This is a genomic window from Pseudoflavonifractor sp. MCC625, from assembly GCF_018784545.1.
GTDB classification, from domain to species: domain Bacteria; phylum Bacillota; class Clostridia; order Oscillospirales; family Oscillospiraceae; genus Pseudoflavonifractor_A; species Pseudoflavonifractor_A gallinarum.
In genome coordinates this window covers 125,579-143,791 of the sequence record NZ_WQOJ01000014.1, presented here as the reverse complement: position 1 = coordinate 143,791, position 18,213 = coordinate 125,579, and the positions used below count along the sequence as shown (strand labels likewise).

Sequence of the window (18,213 nt, the reverse complement as noted above, 5' to 3'; positions counted from 1 at the left end):
AGGCTGCAAGAAAATAAAAAAGGCCCCGCCCGGCCGGGAGCGATCCACGGCGGAGCGGGGCGGGAGGTCACTGGATGGCGGTGACCTCGTAGCCGGCGTCGGTGACGGTCTGGGTGAGCAGAGCATCGGACACGTCGGCGGAGAGGGTGACGGTGGCGGATTTGCCCTCCAGGTCCATCACCACGGAAGAGACGCCCTCCAGAGCGGAGAGGGCCTTCTCCACCCGGCCGGTGCAGTGAGAGCACATCATGCCCTCGATGGTCAGTTTCTTTGTCATGGAAAACACTCCTTTGGTTGAGATTGGTTCCCCACATCCACAGGGGGTGTCAGCGGGAGCGGAGGGGGCGCTAGGGGAGAACCTGGGCTTGAACAGCCGCAGGCGCAGGGCGTTGCTCACCACGCACACCGAGCTCATGCTCATGGCGGCGGAGGCAAACATGGGGTTAAGCATTATATGGAACAGGGGGTACCACACACCGGCAGCCAGGGGAATGCCGATGATGTTGTAGATAAAGGCCCAGAAGAGATTCTGCTTGATGTTGCGGATGACCGATTTGGAGAGCTCCACAGCCGTGACCGCGTCCAGAAGGTCGCTCTTCATGAGCACGATGTCGGCCGACTCGATGGCCACATCGGTGCCTGCACCGATGGCCAGACCCACGTCGGCCCGGGCCAGCGCGGGGGCGTCGTTGATGCCGTCGCCCACCATAGCCACCTTCCGGCCCTGGCTCTGGAGGGCGGCCACCTGCCGCTCCTTGTCCTGGGGCAGGACCTCGGCGATGATCTCATCCACGCCCAGGCTGCGGCCCACCGCCTGGGCGGTGCGGGCGTTGTCGCCGGTGAGCATGACCACCCGGATCCCCAGGGCGTGGAAGCCCTCCACCGCGGCGGCGCTGGTGGGCTTGGGCAGGTCGGCCACGGCGATGATGCCGAGAAGCTCTCCGTCCCGGGCGAAGAAGAGGGGCGTCTTGCCCTGGGCGGCCAATTCTTCCGCCTGTCCGGCGGCTGCCCCCAGGGAAATGCCCTCGTCGGCCAAGAGGGCGGCGTTGCCCGCCAGGAACTGTCCGCCCTGGATCTCGCCGCGGATGCCCTTGCCGTGGAGGGCGGCAAAGTCGCTGACCGGGGCCAGGGGGATCTCCCGCTCCTGGGCGGCGGAGACGATGGCGGAGGAGAGGGGGTGCTCCGAGGGTTTTTCCAGGGAGGCGGCCACGCACAGCAGTTCCTCCTCCGTGGTATCCCCCAGGGGGAGGACCTCGGTGACCCGGGGCTTGCCCTGGGTGAGGGTGCCCGTCTTGTCCAGCACCACCGTGTCGATGGCGTGGAGGGTCTCCAGCGCCTGGGCGGATTTGATGAGGATGCCGTGCTCCGCGCCCTTGCCGGTGCCCACCATGATGGCCACGGGGGTGGCCAGACCAAGGGCGCAGGGGCAGGAGATGACCAGCACGGCCACCCCGGCGGTGAGGGCCCGGGCGATGTCGCCCCCGGTGACGGCCAGCCACACCAGGGCGGTGACCAGGGCGATGCCGATGACCACCGGGACAAAGACGCCTGCCACCCGGTCGGCCAGCTTGGCAATGGGGGCTTTGGAGGCCGAGGCCTCCTCCACCAGGCGGATCATCTGGGAGAGGGTGGTGTCCTCGCCCACCCGGGTGGCTTCAAAGGTGAAGGTGCCCGACTGGTTGATGGAGGCAGCGGCCACCTTGGCGCCGGGGGCTTTCTCCACCGGGATGGACTCGCCGGTGAGGGCGCTCTCGTCCACCGAGGACCAGCCCTCCACCACCACGCCGTCCACGGGGACCCGGCCGCCGGGCTTGACCACGATGCGCTCGCCCACGGCCACCTCTTCCACCGGGACCTCAACCTCCGCGCCGTTCCGGAGGACGGTGGCGGTCTTGGGGGAGAGGTCCATCAGCCGGGAGATGGCCTGTCCGGTCTTGCCCTTGGAGCGGGTCTCCAGGAATTTACCCAGCGTGATGAGAGTGAGGATCATGCCCGCCGACTCCAGGTAGAGGTCCATGGACCACTTGTCCACCCGGGCGGCATCCCCGTGGCCCAGGCCCCAGGCGATCTGGTAGAGGGCGGCCACACCGTAGAGAACGGCGGCGGCCGAGCCCAGGGCGATGAGGGAGTCCATATTGGGGGCGCGCTTCCACAGGGTCTTGAAGCCCACCTTGTAGTATTTGTCGTTGATATACAGGATGGGCAGGACCAGCAGGAACTGGGTCAGGGCGAAGAGCATGGCGTTTTCCCGGCCGTGGAAGAGGGCGGGGAGGGGCCACCCCATCATGTGGCCCATGGAGAGGTAGAAGAGCGGGATCAGGAAGCAGAAGGAGAGGATCAGACGGAGCTTCATCTGCCGCAGCTCCTCGCCCAGGGTGTCGGGAGGCTGAGTCCCCTCCCGCCGGGCGGTTTTGGCCGCGCCGGGCAGAGAGGCGCCGTAGCCCGCGTCCACCACCGCCTTGACGATGTCAGCCGGGGTAACGGCGGTCTGGTCGTAGTCCACCAGCATGGAGCCCGTCATCAGGTTCACGCTGACGGAGCGCACGCCCGCCACCTTGCCCACGGCCTTTTCCACATGGGAAGAGCAGGCGGTGCAGGTCATGCCGGTCACATGGTATGTCTCTTTCATGGAGTCCTCCTCAGAAGGGATGCGGCGGGCCTCACCGGAGGATGCGGCCCAGGGTATCCACAAATTCGTCGATTTTCTGCTGGCGGTCGGCCTCGCTGGCGGCGTGCTTGACGCAGTGCTCCAGATGGGCGGCCAGGATCTCCTGGTTGACCCGCTTGAGCAGGGCCTCGGTGGCCATAACCTGGGTGGAGATGTCGATACAGTAGCGGTCCTCCTCCACCATTTTGAGGATGCCGTCCAGCTGGCCCCGGGCGGTCTTGAGCAGCCGCTGGACCTTGGCGTGGTCTGCCATCATGGGGCAGCCCTCCTTTGTCAAAGTAATACCCCCCGGGGGTGGGGTGTAACTGGAGTATACCCCAAGAAGCAGGCGGTTGTCAAGGGGTAACCGCACAGAATCTTGACAAACATGTGTTACGGTGTATTATATAAGTAGAACACCTGTGGAGGTGAGAGACATGCAGTTTTCCACCAGTTCACCCATCTATCTTCAGGTCATGGACTGTATCAAGCGGGAGATCATATCCGGACGCCGCCGCCCGGGGGATCGGGTGGAGAGCGTGCGCACCCTGGCGGCCTTCTATGGCATCAATCTGAATACCATGCAGCGGGCCTGCTCGGAGCTGGAGCGCGAGGGGGTGCTCGTGACCCGACGGGGCGTGGGGTCCTTTGTCACGGAGGACGAGGATCTGATCCATCGCCTGCGGGAGCATATGGCCGACGAACTGGTGGAGCACTTTCGCCGTGAGATGGCCGCGCTGGGCTTTACAGAGGAAGAGATGACCCTGCGTTTGCGAGGAGGGAAGCCATGAATATTCTGGAAGTAAAGGGACTCCATAAGAGCTTTGGGGACCGCCAGGTCTTGAACGGCTGTTCCCTGAAGGTGGGAGAGGGGCGCATCATCGGTCTGCTGGGGCCCAGCGGGGCGGGAAAGAGCACCCTGCTGCGCTGCATCGCGGGCCTGCTCCGGCCCGAGTGGGGGACCATCCGCCTGCGGGGGGAGGAGATCCGCCCCAAGGACCGGCCCCGCATCGCCTACCTGGCGGACCACACCCTGCTCCCCGGGGGACTCTACGTGCGGGACGCCTGCGCCTACTATCTGGACCTCTTTCCCACCGCCGACCGGGAGCGGGTGTGGCGGGAGGTGGAGCGCCATCACATCCCGTGGGAGCGGCGGGTCCGGGACCTCTCCCGGGGAGAGGCGGAACAGCTGGAATTACTCCTCCTGCTCCAGCGGGAGGCCGAGCTCTATCTGCTGGATGAGCCGCTGGGCGGCGTGGACCCAGTGACCAGAAGGGAGATCCTGCGGGAGCTGATGGACTCCATGGACGGCACGCGGAGCATCCTGCTCTCCACCCATCTGGTCCACGATATGGAGCCGGTGCTGGACGAGGCGGTCTTCCTCCGGCACGGGACGGTGGCCCTCCATGCCCCTGCGGAGGAGATCCGGGCCGTCCACGGCTGCTCCGTGGAGGAGCACTACCTCCATGTGTTTGGAAAGGAGGGGACGGTATGAGAGGACTGCTGCGCATCATCCGCTGGGAGTGGCATGGAAAGTGGAGCGGCCGGGATTTTTTGGCCGGTGTGCTCATTGCTTTTATGCTGACCTGGACCAACGGGGTCGTGGCCGGGAGCGGCATGTGGCAGTATAGCTTTCTGCTGCCCGCTCTGGGCTTTGTCTGGGTCTTCTGGTCGGGGTATGTATGGCTGCGCCGGGAGGAGCCGCTGGAGCGTCTGGCGGGCATCCCGCCCTGGCAGGCCGTGGGCGGCCGGCTCCTGTGCTGGGCGGCGCTCTTCAGCGCGCTGGAGCTGGTGCGGCAGGTGTCCCTCTATCTGGGGCTCCCGTCCTCATCCCACCTTCCGGGGAATTGGCGCGAGTTGGGGCTTATCTGCCGGGAGAGCGCCGTGGGAACCTTCCTGGGGCTGCGGACCGGCGTATGTGTGGTGGTGCTGGGCACGGCACTGAGCGAGATCTATCTGGCGGCGCTGCTGTACTGCCGGATCCCCTGGAAGGGAAAAGGGGCGGCGAGTTACAGTCTGGCGGTGCAGTATGGAATTTGCTGGACTTTCTTAGTACCCGGCGTGTATTGGGCGTCGCTGTGGAAGCTTGGGGTTTGGGTGTTGAGCGGGGTTTATCTGGCGGTGCTGGTGGCACTCTTCCCCCTGTGCTGCTGGCTCCTGGCAAAAAAACTCGAGTCGGAGACCCGGTAGAGGAAGTTCCTGCGCCGGACGTTTGAAACTGAAAAGCGGCGGGCCGATCGTTCGGCCCGCCGCTTTCACATGGGATACGGGAGATCAGGTGTGCTGGCCCGCGGTGGTGGTGTCCCGGAACAGGAGGGAGATGCACCACAGAGAGGCAAGCCCCACCAGAGCAAAGATGATGCGGCTGAAGGTGGCGCCCTGGCCGCCAAACAGGAAACCGACCAGGTCGAACCCAAAAATGCCGATGCTGCCCCAGTTGATGCCGCCGATGATGGCCAGCGTCAGGGCGAGTTTGTCAATGAACATAGTCAAAAAGACCTCCTCAAACTTCGGATTCCAGGATTAGCTTGACCGTTCCGGCGCCGATTATGCAAAAAATTTGAATTTGAGGGGGCTTACCCGTTGGAGGAAGGGGGAAGATGGGCCTCCAGCCAGGCGAGCACGTCGGCGTAGACCTCTTCCCGGTTGCGCTCGTTGAGCATTTCGTGCCGCCCCTCCGGGTAGAGCTTCAGCGTGAGGTCCCGGACACCGGCATCCCGGAAGAGTCCGGCCACCTTGCGCACCCCCGCTCCGCTGCCCCCCACGGGGTCCCGGTCTCCGGAGAAGAGGAGTACAGGGGTGTCCGGGTCCATGTGCTTCAGGTTGGCGGGGCTGCCGATGAACTGGAGGCCCCCCATCATATCCCGGAACATCCCCACGGTGGGGACAAACTGACACAGAGGGTCGGCGTTGTAGGCGTCCACCACGGCCTCGTCCCGGCTGATCCAGTCGTTGGCGGTGCGGTTGGGCCGGAACTGGCGGTTATAGGCCCCCAGGGAGAGGGAGGTCACCAGCTTGCTGCGGGTATTGCTCCCCCGCACCGCGCAGAGCAGGGAGGAGATGGCCTTACCGAAGGCCACCAGGGGGGCGCTCTCCTGGCCGGTCCCCGAGAGGATGCAGCCGTCCACCATCCCCGGCCAGCGGATGAGACAGGTCCGGGCCACAAAGGAGCCCATGGAGTGCCCCAGCAGGAACCAGGGAAGACCGGGGAAGTGTTCCCCCTCCCGCTCCCGCAGGGCGTGTACGTCCCGGGCCAGATAGTCCCAACCATTGCGCTCGCCCAGGAAGCCATATTCCCCGGGACCGGCTGCGGTCCGGCCGTGGCCCAGGTGGTCGTGTCCGCACACGGCGAATCCATGTTCATTCAGAAAACGGGCAAAATGGTCATACCGGCCCATGTGCTCCGAAATCCCGTGGACCAGCTGGACCACCGCCCGGGGCGGCGCGGAGGGGGTCCACTCCACCGCCTGGACGGTGTGGAGGCCGTCGCTGGAGGGGAAGGAAAAGGATTGGAAGTTTGTCATGGAACTGTCACTCCTTTTGTGGTAAAATAGGGAGGCGAAGATATCACCTGCCCATGTCTTTGGGTGGAGAACAAGGCCCCCGGCGGGTCCCTCCCCCGGGCAGAGGCAACCTGGAAAGGAAGTGCGATGCATGCATGTCATCGACCGTTTTTTGAAGTACGTCTCCTATGATACCCAGTCCGATGAGAACTCTTCCACCGTGCCCACCACGGAGAAGCAGAAGGTACTGGGCAGCGCCCTGGCGGCCGAGCTGGCCCAGATGGGGCTCCAGAACGCCCACATGACCGAGCAGGGCTATGTGTACGCCTGGCTGCCCGCCACCCCCGGGTGTGAGGGGATCCCCTGCATGGGGCTCATCGCCCATATGGACACCTCGCCCGACGCGCCGGGCGGCGGAGTTCAGGCTCGGATCGTCCGCTACGAGGGCGGGGACATCGTGCTCAACCAGGAGAAGGGCATCGTCATGCGCGCCAGTGAGTTTGAGAGCCTGGAGAAGTACGTGGGGAAGGATCTGATCGTCACCGACGGCACCACCCTGCTGGGGGCGGACGACAAGGCGGGCGTGGCGGAGATCGTCTCGGCCATGGAATACCTCACCGCCCATCCGGAGATCCCCCACGGCCGCATCGCGGTAGGCTTCACCCCCGACGAGGAGGTGGGCGCGGGTGCCGACTGCTTCGACATCGAGGGCTTCGGCGCGGCGGTGGCCTACACGGTGGACGGCGGCGAGCTGGGCGAGCTGGAGTATGAGAACTTCAACGCCGCCGGGGCCAAGGTGGTCGTCCACGGCGTCAACATCCATCCGGGCTCTGCCAAGAACAAGATGAAGAACGCCCTGCTCATCGGCCACGAGTTTGTCTCCCTCCTGCCGCCCGCTGAGATCCCCGCCCACACGGAGGGCTACGAGGGCTTCTACCACCTCTCCAACATGGCGGGGGATGAGACCTGGACCGAGCTGAGCTACATCATCCGGGACCACGACCGCGCCCGCTTTGAGGACCGGAAGCGGACCATGGAGCGCACCGCCGCCTATCTCAACGACAAGTACGGCGCGGGCACGGTGGAGCTGGAGCTGAAGGACCAGTATTACAACATGCGGGAGAAGATCGAGCCCCACATGTACCTGGTCCTCAAGGCCCGGGCAGCCATGGAGGCCTGCGGGGTCACTCCGCTGGAGGTGCCCATCCGCGGCGGTACCGACGGGGCCCGCCTCTCCTACGAGGGCCTGCCCTGTCCCAACCTGTGCACCGGCGGCGTGAACTTCCACGGCGTCCACGAGTACATCCCCACCTTTGCGCTGGAGAAGATGGTGGAGGTGCTGGTGCGCCTGGTGACCGCGGAGGGATAACCGGAGCAATCCGAAATGGTGAAAAAGGCTTCCCGCAAGGCAGATGCGGGAAGCCTTTTTGTTATCCCAGGGCCTTCTCGAAGCAGACCTGCGTCTGGGTAGTGCCGCAGGCAAACTGGAAGGAGACACGGCCCGCCTCCTGGTAGCCCAGCTTCTCATAGAACTTCCGGGCGGGCAGGTTGCCTTCGTAGGTATCCAGGCGGACGGCCTTGCAGCCCATACCAGCGGCCAGGCCCTCGGCAAAGGCCATCAGATTCCGGCCCAGGCCATGGCGGGTGATGACGGGATGGACCGCCAGAGTGTGGACCACCAGCACCTCGCCCCGCTTGGCGGGAACAGTCCACGCCGCATTGGCGTATTCCGCGGGCTGGACCTGGTCGAACACGGCGCAGGAGGCCACGTCGCCCCCCTGAATGTCCACATAGAGGGTACCGGCCTTCCCGGCCTCCCGGGCGTCCTCCCGGAGGGGATAGACCCCACGCCGCCAGCTGGTATCGCACTGTCCGGTCTGTTCTTCCCGGCGGAAGATGGCGTCGTAGAGCTCTTCGATGCCGTCCAAATCGCTGGGGATGGCTTTACGTATCATAGGTGACACCCCTTTTTCTGGATGAGTTGCCTTTTTTCTTCCTCTCCAGTATAATGAAAGGACGCAAAAAAGTCAAATGAGAAACCGATGACCGGGGCACAGGCCCCAAAAGGAGCGATTTCATGTCCAAAACACTGGTGTTGGCGGAAAAACCCTCGGTGGGCCGGGAACTGGCCCGGGTGCTGGGCTGTACGAAGAGCGGCGAGGGCTGTCTGGAGGGTGCGGAGTACATCGTCACCTGGGCCCTGGGCCATCTGGTGGAGCTCTCCGCCCCGGAGGAGTACGACAAGGCGTGGCAGAAGTGGGACCTCCTCACTCTGCCCATGCTGCCCGAACCGATGAAGACGGCGGTCATCCCCCAGAGCGCCCGGCAGTTCCGGGCGGTGCGGGCCCTGCTCCACCGGGGGGATGTGAAGGAGCTGGTCATCGCCACCGACGCCGGCCGGGAGGGAGAGCTGGTGGCCCGCTGGATCCTGGAGAAGGCCGGGTGGAAGGGTCCCACGAAGCGGCTGTGGATCTCCTCCCAGACCGACCGGGCCATCCGGGAGGGCTTTGCCCGTCTGCGGCCGGCCGCGGAGTATGACAATCTCTTCTACTCCGCCCGGGCCCGGAGCGAGGCCGACTGGCTGGTGGGCCTCAATGTGACCCGGGCCCTCACCTGCAAGTATAACGCCCAGCTCTCCGCCGGGCGGGTGCAGACCCCCACCCTGGCCCTCATCGTGGACCGGGAGGAGGCCATCCGCTCCTTCCGGCCCCGGGAGTTTGACACCCTCCAGATCCGGCTGGAGGGCTTCACCGCCACCTGGCGGGACGGGCAGGGACAGGCCCGTATCTTCGACCGGGAGAAAGCCCGGGCCCTGGCCGGGCGTCTGGCGGGGAAGGAGGCGGTCATCCGCTCCCTCCAGCGCAAGCGCCGGGAGGTTCCGCCCCCTGCCGCCTACGACCTCACGGAGCTCCAGCGGGACGCCAACCGGAAGTACGCCTATTCGGCGAAAGAGACCCTGTCCATGATGCAGTCCCTCTATGAGAACCACAAGGTGCTCACCTATCCCCGTACCGACTCCCGCTACATCTCCCAGGACGTGGTGCCCACCCTGCCCGAGCGCATCACCTCGGTGGCGGTGGACGAGTACCGGGACCTGGCCCTCTCCATCCGGCGGCAGCGGCCCCTCCAGACGAAATATCTGGTGAACGACGCCAAGGTCTCCGACCACCACGCCATCATCCCCACCGAGGAGCAGGTGGAGCTCTGGCGGATGTCGGGGGGCGAGCGCAACATCTACGATCTGGTGGTGCGGCGCTTCCTGGCAGTTTTGCTCCCGCCCTGTGTGTATGAGGAGGTCCGCCTCACCCTGGAGGTGGACGGCGAGACCTTTACCGCCCGGGGAAAGGTGATGGTGGAGCCGGGCTGGCGCGCCGCCTATGACCGCTCCTTCTCGGACCTGGACCAGGAGGAGGACGAGGACGAGCGGGAGCAGGCCCTTCCGCTTCTGCGGGAGGGGGAGCGCTTCCCGGTGGGCGAGGTGCGCCTGCGCCCCGGACAGACGGCGCCCCCGGCCCGGTACACCGAGGCCACCCTCCTCACCGCCATGGAGCACCCGGGAAGCCAGGTGGAGGACCGGGAGGAGAGCCGCATCCTGGAGGAGACGGGCGGTCTGGGCACCCCGGCCACCCGGGCGGACATCATCGAGAAGCTCTTCTCCTCCTTCTACGTGGAGCGGCGGGGGAAGGAGATCGTCCCCACCTCCAAGGGCGTCCAGGTGGTGAAGCTGGCTCCCGCCGACCTGCGCTCGGCAGCCCTGACGGCCCGGTGGGAGGGCCGCCTGGGGGCCATCGCCCAGGGCAAGGAGCGGGAGGCCCACTTTGTGGAGGAGATGCGGCAGTACGCCAGCCACCTGGTGAGCGAGGTCAAGGCCAGCGACGCCTCCTACACCCACGACAACCAGACCCGGACCCCCTGCCCCGACTGCGGGAAGTACCTGCTGCGAGTCAAGACCAAGCGGGGGGAGATGCTGGTGTGCCCCGACCGGGAGTGCGGCTACCGCCGGAGCGTGAAGCAGACCACCAACGCCCGCTGTCCCAACTGCCACAAGCGGATGGAGCTGCGGGGCGAGGGGGAGAAGCAGATGTTCGCCTGTGTGTGCGGCTACCGGGAAAAGCTCGCTGACTTCAAAAAGCGCCGGGAAAAGGCGGGGGGCGGCAAGCGGGATGTGCGCCGCTACCTGGAGCAGCAGGCCCGGCAGGAGGAAACGGGGAACTCCGCCCTGGCCGCCCAGCTGGCCAAGTGGATGGAACAGAATCAATCGTAACGAGAGAAGAAGCGAAATGACAGGAGGTGTTCTGCGTGCAGCAACGACTGGCACAGGAGTTTTCCTTTCCTGAGCTGCTGCGCTTTGCCTTTCCGTCCATCGTGATGATGGTCTTTGTATCCCTGTATACCATCGTGGACGGATTGTTCGTATCCAATTTCGTGGGACCGGAGGCCGTGGCCGCCCTGAACCTGGTCTACCCGGTCCAGGGCGTGGCATTGGCCATCGGCATCATGTTTGCCACCGGCGGCAGCGCGCTGGTGGCCATCCGGATGGGCCAGGGGCGCAATGAGGAGGCCCGTAGTGCCTTCACCCTGATTTTAGTGACCTCGGTCACCCTGTCGCTGGCGGTGACCGTGCTGACGCTGACCAATCTGGAGTCCCTCTGCCGCTGGCTGGGCGCGGAGGGGGAGACGCTGGTTTACAGCGAGGTCTATCTGGGCACTCTGATCTGCTTTATCCCGGTGGGAGCCATCCAGCTCTTTTTTCAGAGCTTTTTTGTGACGGCGGGGCGCCCCAAGCTGGGGTTGGTCATGAACATCGGGGCGGGCGTCTTCAACATCGTGTTTGACTACCTGCTGGTGGTGCCCGGCGGGATGGGAGTGCAGGGAGCCGCCCTGGCCACCGGCGGAGGCTACTGCATCCCGGCCATCGGCGGACTCATTTTCTTCTGGCGCAACCGGAACGGCCTGTGCTTCCGGCGGCCCAAATGGGACGGCCGCCTCCTGCTCCAGACCTGCGCCAACGGCTCCTCGGAGATGGTGACCAACCTCTCCAGCTCGGTGACTACCCTGCTGCTGAACTTCTACACCCTGCGCTTTGCCGGGACCGACGGGGTGGCGGCCATCACGGCGGTCTTTTACTGCCAGTTCCTGATGACCTCCATGTTCATGGGCTTTTCCATGGGCGTGAGTCCGGTGATCTCCTACCACTACGGGGCGGAGAACCGGGATTATCTGCGGCGCACGGTGCGGCGGTGCGGCAGCTTTGTGCTCCTCTCCTCGGCAGCAGTGTGGGTCATCTCCCTTCTGGGGGTCACCGGGATCGTCAGCGCCTTTTTCCGGCCGGGCACGGCGGTCTTTGCCATGGCGGTGCGGGGCTTCCGCATCTTTGTGACGGGATTTTTGGGCGCGGGGATCAATATTTTTGCCTCGGCCCTCTTCACCGCCATCGGAGACGGCAAGACCTCTGCCCTTATCTCCTTTTCCAGGACCCTCTTTTTTGAGGTGCTGGCCATCGTAGTGCTGGGATATTTCTTTCAGATGGACGGCGTTTGGATGGCCGTCCCGGCGGCCGAGTTCATCACCGTGGGCGTGGTGGGCCTGTGCACCATAAGACTCCGGCGGGAGAACCTGCTCTGATCGAAACACAGAAAAAGAACGGCCCCTCAGCAGAAGCAAGTTGCTCTGCTGAGGGGCCATTTTGCGTCTTATTGCAGGTGTTCCGGGCCGAAGGACATGGGGAGAAGCTCTTCCAGCGTGGTCTCGATGACCTCCTCCTCACTGCGGGCGATATAGACCTTCATCCCGGGCAGGGCAAATTCCCGCAGGAATTGCCGGCAGATGCCGCAGGGATAGGCATAGCCACGCTCCTCCGGAGGGGCGTCCTCGGGGAAACCGGCCACGGCGATGGCGGAAAAGCGCTGTTCGCCCTCATAGACCGCCCGGAGCGCAGCGGTGCGCTCGGCGCAGATGGTGCCGCCGTAGGAGGCGTTTTCCACGTTGCAGCCCTGATAGACCTTCCCGGAGGAAGTCAGAAGGGCGGCCCCCACGCGGAAGTGGGAGTAAGGGACATAGCTGTGCGCCCTGGCCTCCAGGGCCAGGCGTACCAGTTCCTGCTTGTTCATAGAGCGCTCCTTTCGTCGATGGCGTGCAAACTCCTGCCGATTAGCCGGGAGGCCAGGTCATGTCCCGTCCTGCCAGCACATGGAAGTGCAGGTGGTGGACGGACTGGCCGGCCTGCTCGCCGCAGTTGGAGACCACACGGAAGTCGGTGATCCCCAGGTCATGGGTCACCTTGGAGATGACCTCGAAGATATGGGCCACCACCGGGGCGTTCTCCCCGTTGATCTCCCCACAGGAGCCGATGTGGGCCTTGGGAATGACCAGGAAGTGGGTGGGAGCCTGGGGGTCGATGTCGTAGAAGGCATAGACCTGTTCGTCTTCATAGACCTTGTTGGACGGGATCTCGCCCGCCGCGATCTTGCAGAACAGACAATCGCTCATAGAATAACCCTCCTTTGAACAGAAGATGGATGGGGGAAAGGACGCTTACCGTCCCAGCTTACCGGCGACGAAGTCGTCCACCGCAGCCAGGGCGTCATGCCCCATGACCAGAGGCCATGGGGACCCCGGATCGGAGTACTGCACAGGGCGAGTAAATCGCCCCGGCATCAAGGTTTTGCACCGGTTGGTGCAAAACGCTTGGAACGCCGCAGGGGCGGCGGGGCTGGATGACGCCCCTGCGGCACAGCGGGAAGCGTGTGTCTTACAGACCCAGCTTACCGGCGACGAAGTCGTCCACCGCGGCCAGGGCGTCATCCAGCTTGAGCACGTCGGAGCCGCCGCCCATGGCGGAGTCGGGCTTGCCGCCGCCCTTGCCGCCGCAGATGGCGGTGACGTGCTTGATGATGTCGCCGGCCTTGACGCCCTTCTGGACGGCCTCCTTGCCGCAGACGGCCAGGAAGGTGATCTTTTCGCCGTTGACGGAGGAGAGCACGGCCACCACGTTGGGCTGCTTGTCCCGGAGGAGGTCGCCCATCTGGCGCAGCTTGTTGGCGTCGGCGTCGGGCAGGGTGGCGGTGAGGACCTTCAGCTCGCCCACGCTGTGGCCGCCTAGCAGGAAGCGCTCGGTCTCACCGGCGGCCTCCTTGGCCTTGTACTTCTCTACCAGGTGGCGCATCTGGCGCAGCTCCTCCATGGTCTGCTCCGCCTTTTCCCGCAGCTCGCCGGGCTTGGTCTTGAGGATGGCAGCGGCCTCAAAGAGCCGCTCCTGGTTGCGGTTCATGACCTCCAGGGACTTCAGGCCCGTGGTGGCCTCGATACGCCGCACGCCGGAGGCCACGGAGAACTCGCTGTTGATGTGGAACACGCCCACCTTGGCGGTGTTGTCCAGATGGGTGCCGCCGCAGAACTCCACGGAGTAGCCGCCCATGTCCACCACGCGCACGGTGTCGCCGTACTTTTCACCGAAGAGGGCCTTGGCGCCGGTCTTTTTGGCCTCGTCCAGGCTCATCTCGTTGGTAACCACGGGATAGCCGTGGAGGACCGACTGGTTGACCAGCTCGGAGACCTTGCCCAGCTCCTCGGGGGTCATGGCGGAGAAGTGGGTGAAGTCAAAGCGGAGGAAGTCGGGCTCCACCAGAGAGCCGGCCTGGTTGACGTGGTCGCCCAGAACGATTTCCAGCGCCCGCTGGAGCAGATGGGTGGCCGAGTGGGCACGGGCCAGGGCCTGGCGGCGCTCCACATCGATGGAGGCGGTCACGGTGTCTCCCACCTTCAGGGCGCCGGCCTTGACCACGCCGGTGTGCATATACTTGCCGCCCTTGTTCTTCTGGACGTCGTGGACCTCGAAGAGGGCGGAGTCGGTCTTGATGACGCCGTGGTCGGCGATCTGGCCGCCCATCTCCGCGTAGAAGGGGGTCTGATCCAGCACCACGATGGCCTCGGCGCCGGTGCCTACCTCGTCCCGCAGCTCTTCCTCGGCCACCAGAGCCAGGATCTGGCCCTGGGCCTCGGTCTGGGTATAGCCCACAAACTGGGTGGCGGGCATATCCTTGCCGAACTCAATGCCGGCCCAGCCCAGGTCGCCCAGCGCCTCACGGGCCTTGCGGGCGCGGACACGCTGCTCCTCCATGAGGGCCTTGAAGCCGGCCTGGTCCACGGTCATGCCGGCCTCTTCCACCATCTCGATGGTCAGGTCGATGGGGAAGCCGTAGGTATCGTACAGCTTGAAGGCGTCGGCGCCGGAGAAGACGCTCTCCCCCTTCTCCTTGTGACCGGCGAGCATATCGTCAAAGATGCGCATGCCGCCGTCGATGGTCTTGGCGAAGTTCTCCTCCTCCACCCGGATGATCTTGGTGATATAGGCCTGACGCTCCCGCAGCTCGGGGTAGTGGCCCTCGTTCTCCTGGATGACGGTGTCGCAGACTGTGTAGAGGAAGGGATCGTTCACGCCCAGGAGCTTGCCGTGGCGGGCAGCCCGGCGGAGCAGGCGGCGCAGCACGTAGCCCCGGCCCTCGTTGGAGGGGAGCACACCGTCGCAGATCATGAAGGTGGCGGAGCGGATGTGGTCGGTGATGACCCGGAGGGACACGTCCTTCTCCCGGCTCTGGCCGTAGCTGGCGCCGGTGATCTCGGTGACCTTGTTGGTGATGTTCATGACGGTGTCCACGTCGAAGAGGGAGTCCACGTCCTGGCACACCACGGCCAGGCGCTCCAGGCCCATGCCGGTGTCGATGTTCTTCTGCTTGAGCTCGGTGTAGTGGTTCTCGCCGTCGTTGTCGAACTGGGAGAACACCACGTTCCAGACCTCCATATAGCGGTCGCAGTCACAGCCCACCGTGCAGCCGGGCTTGCCGCAGCCGTACTTCTCGCCGCGGTCGTAGTAGATCTCGGAGCAGGGGCCGCAGGGGCCGGAGCCGTGCTCCCAGAAGTTGTCCTCCTTGCCGAACTTGAAGATGCGCTCAGCGGGGATGCCGATCTCCTCATTCCAGATGCGGAAGGCCTCGTCGTCGGCGGGGGTGGTCTCATTTCCGGCAAAGACGGAGGGGTAGAGGCGGTTGGGGTCCAGGCCCACCCACTCAGGGGAGGTCAGGAACTCCCAGGCCCAGTGGATGGCCTCCTTCTTGAAGTAATCGCCGAAGGAGAAGTTGCCCAGCATCTCAAAGTAGGTGCCGTGGCGGGCGGTGTGGCCGATGTTCTCAATGTCGCCGGTGCGGATGCACTTCTGGCAGGTGGTCACACGGTGGCGGGGGGGCTCCTGCTCGCCGGTGAAGAAGGGCTTCATGGGCGCCATGCCGGAGTTGATGAGGAGAAGGCTGGCGTCATTCTGGGGGATGAGGGAAAAGCTGGGGAGACGGAGATGGCCCTTGGTCTCAAAGAACTTGAGGAACATCTCGCGGAGTTCGTTGACTCCATACTGCTTCATGGGAAGGACCTCCAAAGAAAAGATATGGGTGGGATGAAAAAACCGCCCCTGGCGCTGGCCAGGGGCGGAAAAGTTCCACGGTACCACCCTGATGATCCCCCGATCGGGGACCTCTCATTCGCCCGGTAACGGGGGCGGGACGTTCCGCTCGTCGCGGACGGCTCAGGAGTGGCGTGCGAAAACCGGTCCGCCGAGGGCTTGCACTCTCCCCTCTCGCTTCCAGACGCCGGAATTCCGCTTGGCTCCGTCAAAGCCTTACAACTTGATTACGGAGTAATTTTATCACACTTTTCCACAATGTCAACCGTTGAATTGCACACATCAGGAACGGTGCAGGAGCGCCAGCAGGCTGCTCTCCCGGCGGGCGGCGGAGAAGCGCTGCCCGGTGAGGAGGTAGCAGACCACCGGAATGGAGGCGGCGATACTCACTCCCACCACGCACCCGGCCAGAATGGCCAGATAGAGGAGCACCTGGTCGGGGATGGTATCCACCGTGTCGTGGAGGAGGACATACCAGAGATGCTGCATCAGGTTGATGGCCTTGGGGTGGGCCAGGTAGACCCCGAAGGAGATGCCGGAGAAATAGGTCATTACCCGTCCGCTCTCCCGCTGGGAGAGGTAGGAGCGGGCCAGCAGGAAGAGAACCACCGAGAGCAGGGCGGCAAAGAGATTGAGATAGCTCTTGAAGGTCTCGTCATAGACGCCGGAAGAATCGGTGCGCCAGGCGGTCCCGGCGGCGATGAGGATATAGAGGACCCCTGCCGCGGCCCAGAGTGTCCGGCGGGAGGGGAGATGCTCCATGCGCTCCAGCGCGGCCCCCAGGAGGAAATAGCCCAGATAGCCGCCCACAAAGATCAGGTTGAAGCTCCCGTGCTCGGTCAGGGCGGTGCGCCAGACTCCCTCGGGGAGGAAGGCCCGCAGGGTGCGCAGGCCCAGCACCAGCACGAACCAGAGCCCCAGCAGATACCGCCACAGAACCGGGGTGAGCCCGTCGGCCATCTTTTTCAGGAGGGGAGCCAGCAGGTACATGGGCACCAGCGCGTAGAGGAACCAGTAGGGGACCACCACCGGATTGTGCAGGAGATTGCCCAGCAGGGAGGCGGCTCCCGCCGGGTCATCCCGGGCGGTGAGCAGGATGATGAGTCCTGACCAGGCCAGCAGGGGGAGGAGGATCTTGGGCAGGCGCTTTTTCAGCACCACGCCGGGATCGGCGGTCTCGGGCCGGGACAGGAGCAGGGCCCCCGAGAGCATGAAGAAGAGGGGAACGGCGGTGGTGGCCAGGGCGGTGATGAGGTTGGAGAAGTGCCACACCGCCGCGTTTTCCGGATGGCGCAGGGCCCCCGCCGCCGTGTGGAGATAGATCACGCCGAACATGGAGAGCACCCGCATCAGATCATAGTCAAAGCGGCGCTTGACGGTCACGATTCACTCACCTGCCTTCTCAGAAGAGAGAGCGCGGGAGCAGGGTGGGGGAGCTGGAGGGTGAACTTCATCTGCGGGGTGCGGGGCTCCTCTAGGGGGAAGCCGTCGGCGTCTGCCATGACCGGGACCTGGAAGGAGACCGGCTCCAGACCGGGGCCGATGAGCTCCAGGGTGTCCCCGGCGCGGAACTTGTTGCGCAGAGAGCACACCGCCCGGCCGTCGGGGGCGCAGGACTCCACCACGGCGCAGACCTGGTAATCCCGGATGTAGCGGGCGTCCTCGGTGAACTGACCCGGCTGGCCGAACCAGAAGCCGGTGGAGTAGTGGCGGTGGCTCACCTTTTCCACTTCATCCCGCCACACGGAGGAGAGGGGCACACCGGCCTGGGCCGCGTCCACCGCGTGGCGGTAGGCGCTGGTGATGACGGCGGCGTAGTAGGCCGACTTGGCCCGGCCCTCGATCTTGAGGGAGTCCACCCCCGCCTCCATCAGCTCCGGGATGTGGTCGATCATGCACATGTCCCGGCTGTTCATGATGAAGGTCTCGCCGTTCTCCTCGTAGACGGGGAAGTATTCGCCGGGGCGCGTTTCCTCCATCAGGGCGTATTTATAGCGGCAGGGCTGGGCACAGGCGCCCCGCTGAGCGTCCCGGCCCGTCATGTAGTTGGAGAGCAGGCACCGGCCCGAGTAGCTCACGCACATGGCGCCGTGGACAAAGGCCTCGATCTCCAGCGCCTTGGGCGTCTTGGCGCGCAGCTCGGCCACCTCCTCCAGGGAGAGCTCCCGGGCCAGGATGACCCGGTCAGCACCCAGATCGTGCCAGGCCAGGGCCACTTCGTAGTTGGTGACCCCTGCCTGGGTGGAGACGTGGCGCTTGAGGCCGGGGGCGTGCTTTCCGGCCAGGGCGAACACGCCCAGATCGGCCATGATGACGGCGTCCACCCCGGCGTCCGCGATGAGCTCCAGCCAGGCGGGGAGCCGGCTTACCTCATCGTTGCGGGGCATGGTGTTGCAGGTCACATGGACCTTGACGCCCCGGGCGTGGCAGAGGGCCACCGCCTCCCGGAGCTGGTCGGGGGTAAAGTTGCCGGCGAAGGCCCGCATACCGAAGTCACTTCCGGCCAGATAGACCGCGTCGGCGCCGTAGGTCACGGCCATGCGCAGGCGCTCCATATCTCCGGCGGGGGAGAGCAGTTCGATTGACATAGTACCATCCTCTCTGTTTCTTGT

Annotated in this window: 15 protein-coding genes and 1 pseudogene; 6 read left to right on the top strand and 10 right to left on the bottom strand. The window is 64.9% G+C overall.

The window, feature by feature from the left end; genetic code table 11:
* Window positions 1-67: 67 nt before the first annotated feature.
* The gene (locus tag GPK94_RS05375) at window positions 68-2,629 is read right to left on the bottom strand and encodes a heavy metal translocating P-type ATPase (protein WP_215654927.1); all 2,562 of its coding nucleotides are present in this window, start codon (window positions 2,627-2,629) and stop codon (window positions 68-70) included.
* 31 nt (window positions 2,630-2,660) lie between these two features.
* On the bottom strand, window positions 2,661-2,924 hold the full coding sequence (locus tag GPK94_RS05370; RefSeq protein WP_101691134.1) for a metal-sensing transcriptional repressor: 264 nt from the start codon (window positions 2,922-2,924) through the stop codon (window positions 2,661-2,663).
* A 160-nt stretch (window positions 2,925-3,084) separates the two neighbouring features.
* Here GPK94_RS05370 and GPK94_RS05365 point away from each other — a divergent pair, with 160 nt between their 5' ends.
* The 3 genes from GPK94_RS05365 to GPK94_RS05355 are packed head-to-tail and all read left to right on the top strand — an operon-like array spanning window position 3,085 to window position 4,837.
* Entirely contained in the window at window positions 3,085-3,438 is a 354-nt protein-coding gene (locus GPK94_RS05365) for a GntR family transcriptional regulator (RefSeq protein WP_215654925.1), read from the top strand.
* The gene (locus tag GPK94_RS05360; RefSeq protein ID WP_215654923.1) at window positions 3,435-4,142 is read left to right on the top strand and encodes an ABC transporter ATP-binding protein; all 708 of its coding nucleotides are present in this window, start codon (window positions 3,435-3,437) and stop codon (window positions 4,140-4,142) included. Before GPK94_RS05365 ends, GPK94_RS05360 begins: the two co-directional genes overlap by 4 nt.
* The gene (locus GPK94_RS05355) at window positions 4,139-4,837 is read left to right on the top strand and encodes a hypothetical protein (protein ID WP_215654921.1); all 699 of its coding nucleotides are present in this window, start codon (window positions 4,139-4,141) and stop codon (window positions 4,835-4,837) included. The genes GPK94_RS05360 and GPK94_RS05355 overlap by 4 nt, the downstream gene beginning before the upstream one ends.
* Before the next feature lie 84 nt (window positions 4,838-4,921).
* Here the strand turns inward: GPK94_RS05355 and GPK94_RS05350 are convergent, their stop codons facing one another.
* Both GPK94_RS05350 and GPK94_RS05345 read right to left on the bottom strand, forming a co-directional pair.
* Window positions 4,922-5,134, bottom strand: a complete 213-nt coding sequence (locus GPK94_RS05350; protein WP_101691138.1) for a DUF378 domain-containing protein — start codon at window positions 5,132-5,134, stop codon at window positions 4,922-4,924.
* An 89-nt stretch (window positions 5,135-5,223) separates the two neighbouring features.
* Window positions 5,224-6,171: an alpha/beta hydrolase gene (locus GPK94_RS05345; protein ID WP_215654920.1), complete on the bottom strand. Its 948-nt coding sequence runs from the start codon at window positions 6,169-6,171 to the stop codon at window positions 5,224-5,226.
* A gap of 130 nt (window positions 6,172-6,301) precedes the next feature.
* Here GPK94_RS05345 and pepT point away from each other — a divergent pair, with 130 nt between their 5' ends.
* On the top strand, window positions 6,302-7,519 hold the full coding sequence (pepT, locus tag GPK94_RS05340; protein WP_215654918.1) for a peptidase T: 1,218 nt from the start codon (window positions 6,302-6,304) through the stop codon (window positions 7,517-7,519).
* 61 nt (window positions 7,520-7,580) lie between these two features.
* Here the strand turns inward: pepT and GPK94_RS05335 are convergent, their stop codons facing one another.
* Window positions 7,581-8,105, bottom strand: a complete 525-nt coding sequence (locus GPK94_RS05335; protein ID WP_101691141.1) for a GNAT family N-acetyltransferase — start codon at window positions 8,103-8,105, stop codon at window positions 7,581-7,583.
* Between the two features lie 122 nt (window positions 8,106-8,227).
* Here GPK94_RS05335 and GPK94_RS05330 point away from each other — a divergent pair, with 122 nt between their 5' ends.
* A complete protein-coding gene (locus GPK94_RS05330) occupies window positions 8,228-10,414 on the top strand; it encodes a DNA topoisomerase III (protein WP_215654916.1) in 2,187 nt (728 codons plus the stop codon).
* Window positions 10,415-10,449: 35 nt separating this feature from the next.
* On the top strand, window positions 10,450-11,775 hold the full coding sequence (locus GPK94_RS05325) for an MATE family efflux transporter (RefSeq protein WP_215654914.1): 1,326 nt from the start codon (window positions 10,450-10,452) through the stop codon (window positions 11,773-11,775).
* Window positions 11,776-11,843: 68 nt separating this feature from the next.
* Here GPK94_RS05325 and GPK94_RS05320 read toward each other — a convergent pair.
* The 5 genes and pseudogenes from GPK94_RS05320 to GPK94_RS05300 form a co-directional block, all read right to left on the bottom strand.
* A pseudogene (locus tag GPK94_RS05320) lies at window positions 11,844-12,263 on the bottom strand (cytidine deaminase); the annotation flags it as partial.
* 37 nt (window positions 12,264-12,300) lie between these two features.
* A complete protein-coding gene (locus tag GPK94_RS05315; RefSeq protein ID WP_101691145.1) occupies window positions 12,301-12,639 on the bottom strand; it encodes a histidine triad nucleotide-binding protein in 339 nt (112 codons plus the stop codon).
* Between the two features lie 262 nt (window positions 12,640-12,901).
* A complete protein-coding gene (gene alaS / locus GPK94_RS05310; RefSeq protein ID WP_215654912.1) occupies window positions 12,902-15,562 on the bottom strand; it encodes an alanine--tRNA ligase in 2,661 nt (886 codons plus the stop codon).
* A gap of 321 nt (window positions 15,563-15,883) precedes the next feature.
* The gene (locus GPK94_RS05305; RefSeq protein ID WP_346727994.1) at window positions 15,884-16,984 is read right to left on the bottom strand and encodes an acyltransferase; all 1,101 of its coding nucleotides are present in this window, start codon (window positions 16,982-16,984) and stop codon (window positions 15,884-15,886) included.
* Window positions 16,981-18,189 (bottom strand): U32 family peptidase, encoded by a 1,209-nt coding sequence (locus GPK94_RS05300; protein ID WP_215654910.1) that lies wholly within the window; start codon window positions 18,187-18,189, stop codon window positions 16,981-16,983. Before GPK94_RS05300 ends, GPK94_RS05305 begins: the two co-directional genes overlap by 4 nt.
* Window positions 18,190-18,213 lie beyond the last annotated feature (24 nt).

What these genes read in the sequence shown, in the direction of transcription:
- GPK94_RS05375 (WP_215654927.1), bottom strand. Translation starts at nt 2,629, where the DNA reads ATGAAAGAGACATACCATGTGACCGGCATGACCTGCACCGCCTGCTCT.
- GPK94_RS05370 (WP_101691134.1), bottom strand. Translation starts at nt 2,924, where the DNA reads ATGATGGCAGACCACGCCAAGGTCCAGCGGCTGCTCAAGACCGCCCGG.
- GPK94_RS05365 (WP_215654925.1), top strand. Translation starts at nt 3,085, where the DNA reads ATGCAGTTTTCCACCAGTTCACCCATCTATCTTCAGGTCATGGACTGT.
- GPK94_RS05360 (WP_215654923.1), top strand. Translation starts at nt 3,435, where the DNA reads ATGAATATTCTGGAAGTAAAGGGACTCCATAAGAGCTTTGGGGACCGC.
- GPK94_RS05355 (WP_215654921.1), top strand. Translation starts at nt 4,139, where the DNA reads ATGAGAGGACTGCTGCGCATCATCCGCTGGGAGTGGCATGGAAAGTGG.
- GPK94_RS05350 (WP_101691138.1), bottom strand. Translation starts at nt 5,134, where the DNA reads ATGTTCATTGACAAACTCGCCCTGACGCTGGCCATCATCGGCGGCATC.
- GPK94_RS05345 (WP_215654920.1), bottom strand. Translation starts at nt 6,171, where the DNA reads ATGACAAACTTCCAATCCTTTTCCTTCCCCTCCAGCGACGGCCTCCAC.
- pepT (WP_215654918.1), top strand. Translation starts at nt 6,302, where the DNA reads ATGCATGTCATCGACCGTTTTTTGAAGTACGTCTCCTATGATACCCAG.
- GPK94_RS05335 (WP_101691141.1), bottom strand. Translation starts at nt 8,105, where the DNA reads ATGATACGTAAAGCCATCCCCAGCGATTTGGACGGCATCGAAGAGCTC.
- GPK94_RS05330 (WP_215654916.1), top strand. Translation starts at nt 8,228, where the DNA reads ATGTCCAAAACACTGGTGTTGGCGGAAAAACCCTCGGTGGGCCGGGAA.
- GPK94_RS05315 (WP_101691145.1), bottom strand. Translation starts at nt 12,639, where the DNA reads ATGAGCGATTGTCTGTTCTGCAAGATCGCGGCGGGCGAGATCCCGTCC.
- alaS (WP_215654912.1), bottom strand. Translation starts at nt 15,562, where the DNA reads ATGAAGCAGTATGGAGTCAACGAACTCCGCGAGATGTTCCTCAAGTTC.
- GPK94_RS05300 (WP_215654910.1), bottom strand. Translation starts at nt 18,189, where the DNA reads ATGTCAATCGAACTGCTCTCCCCCGCCGGAGATATGGAGCGCCTGCGC.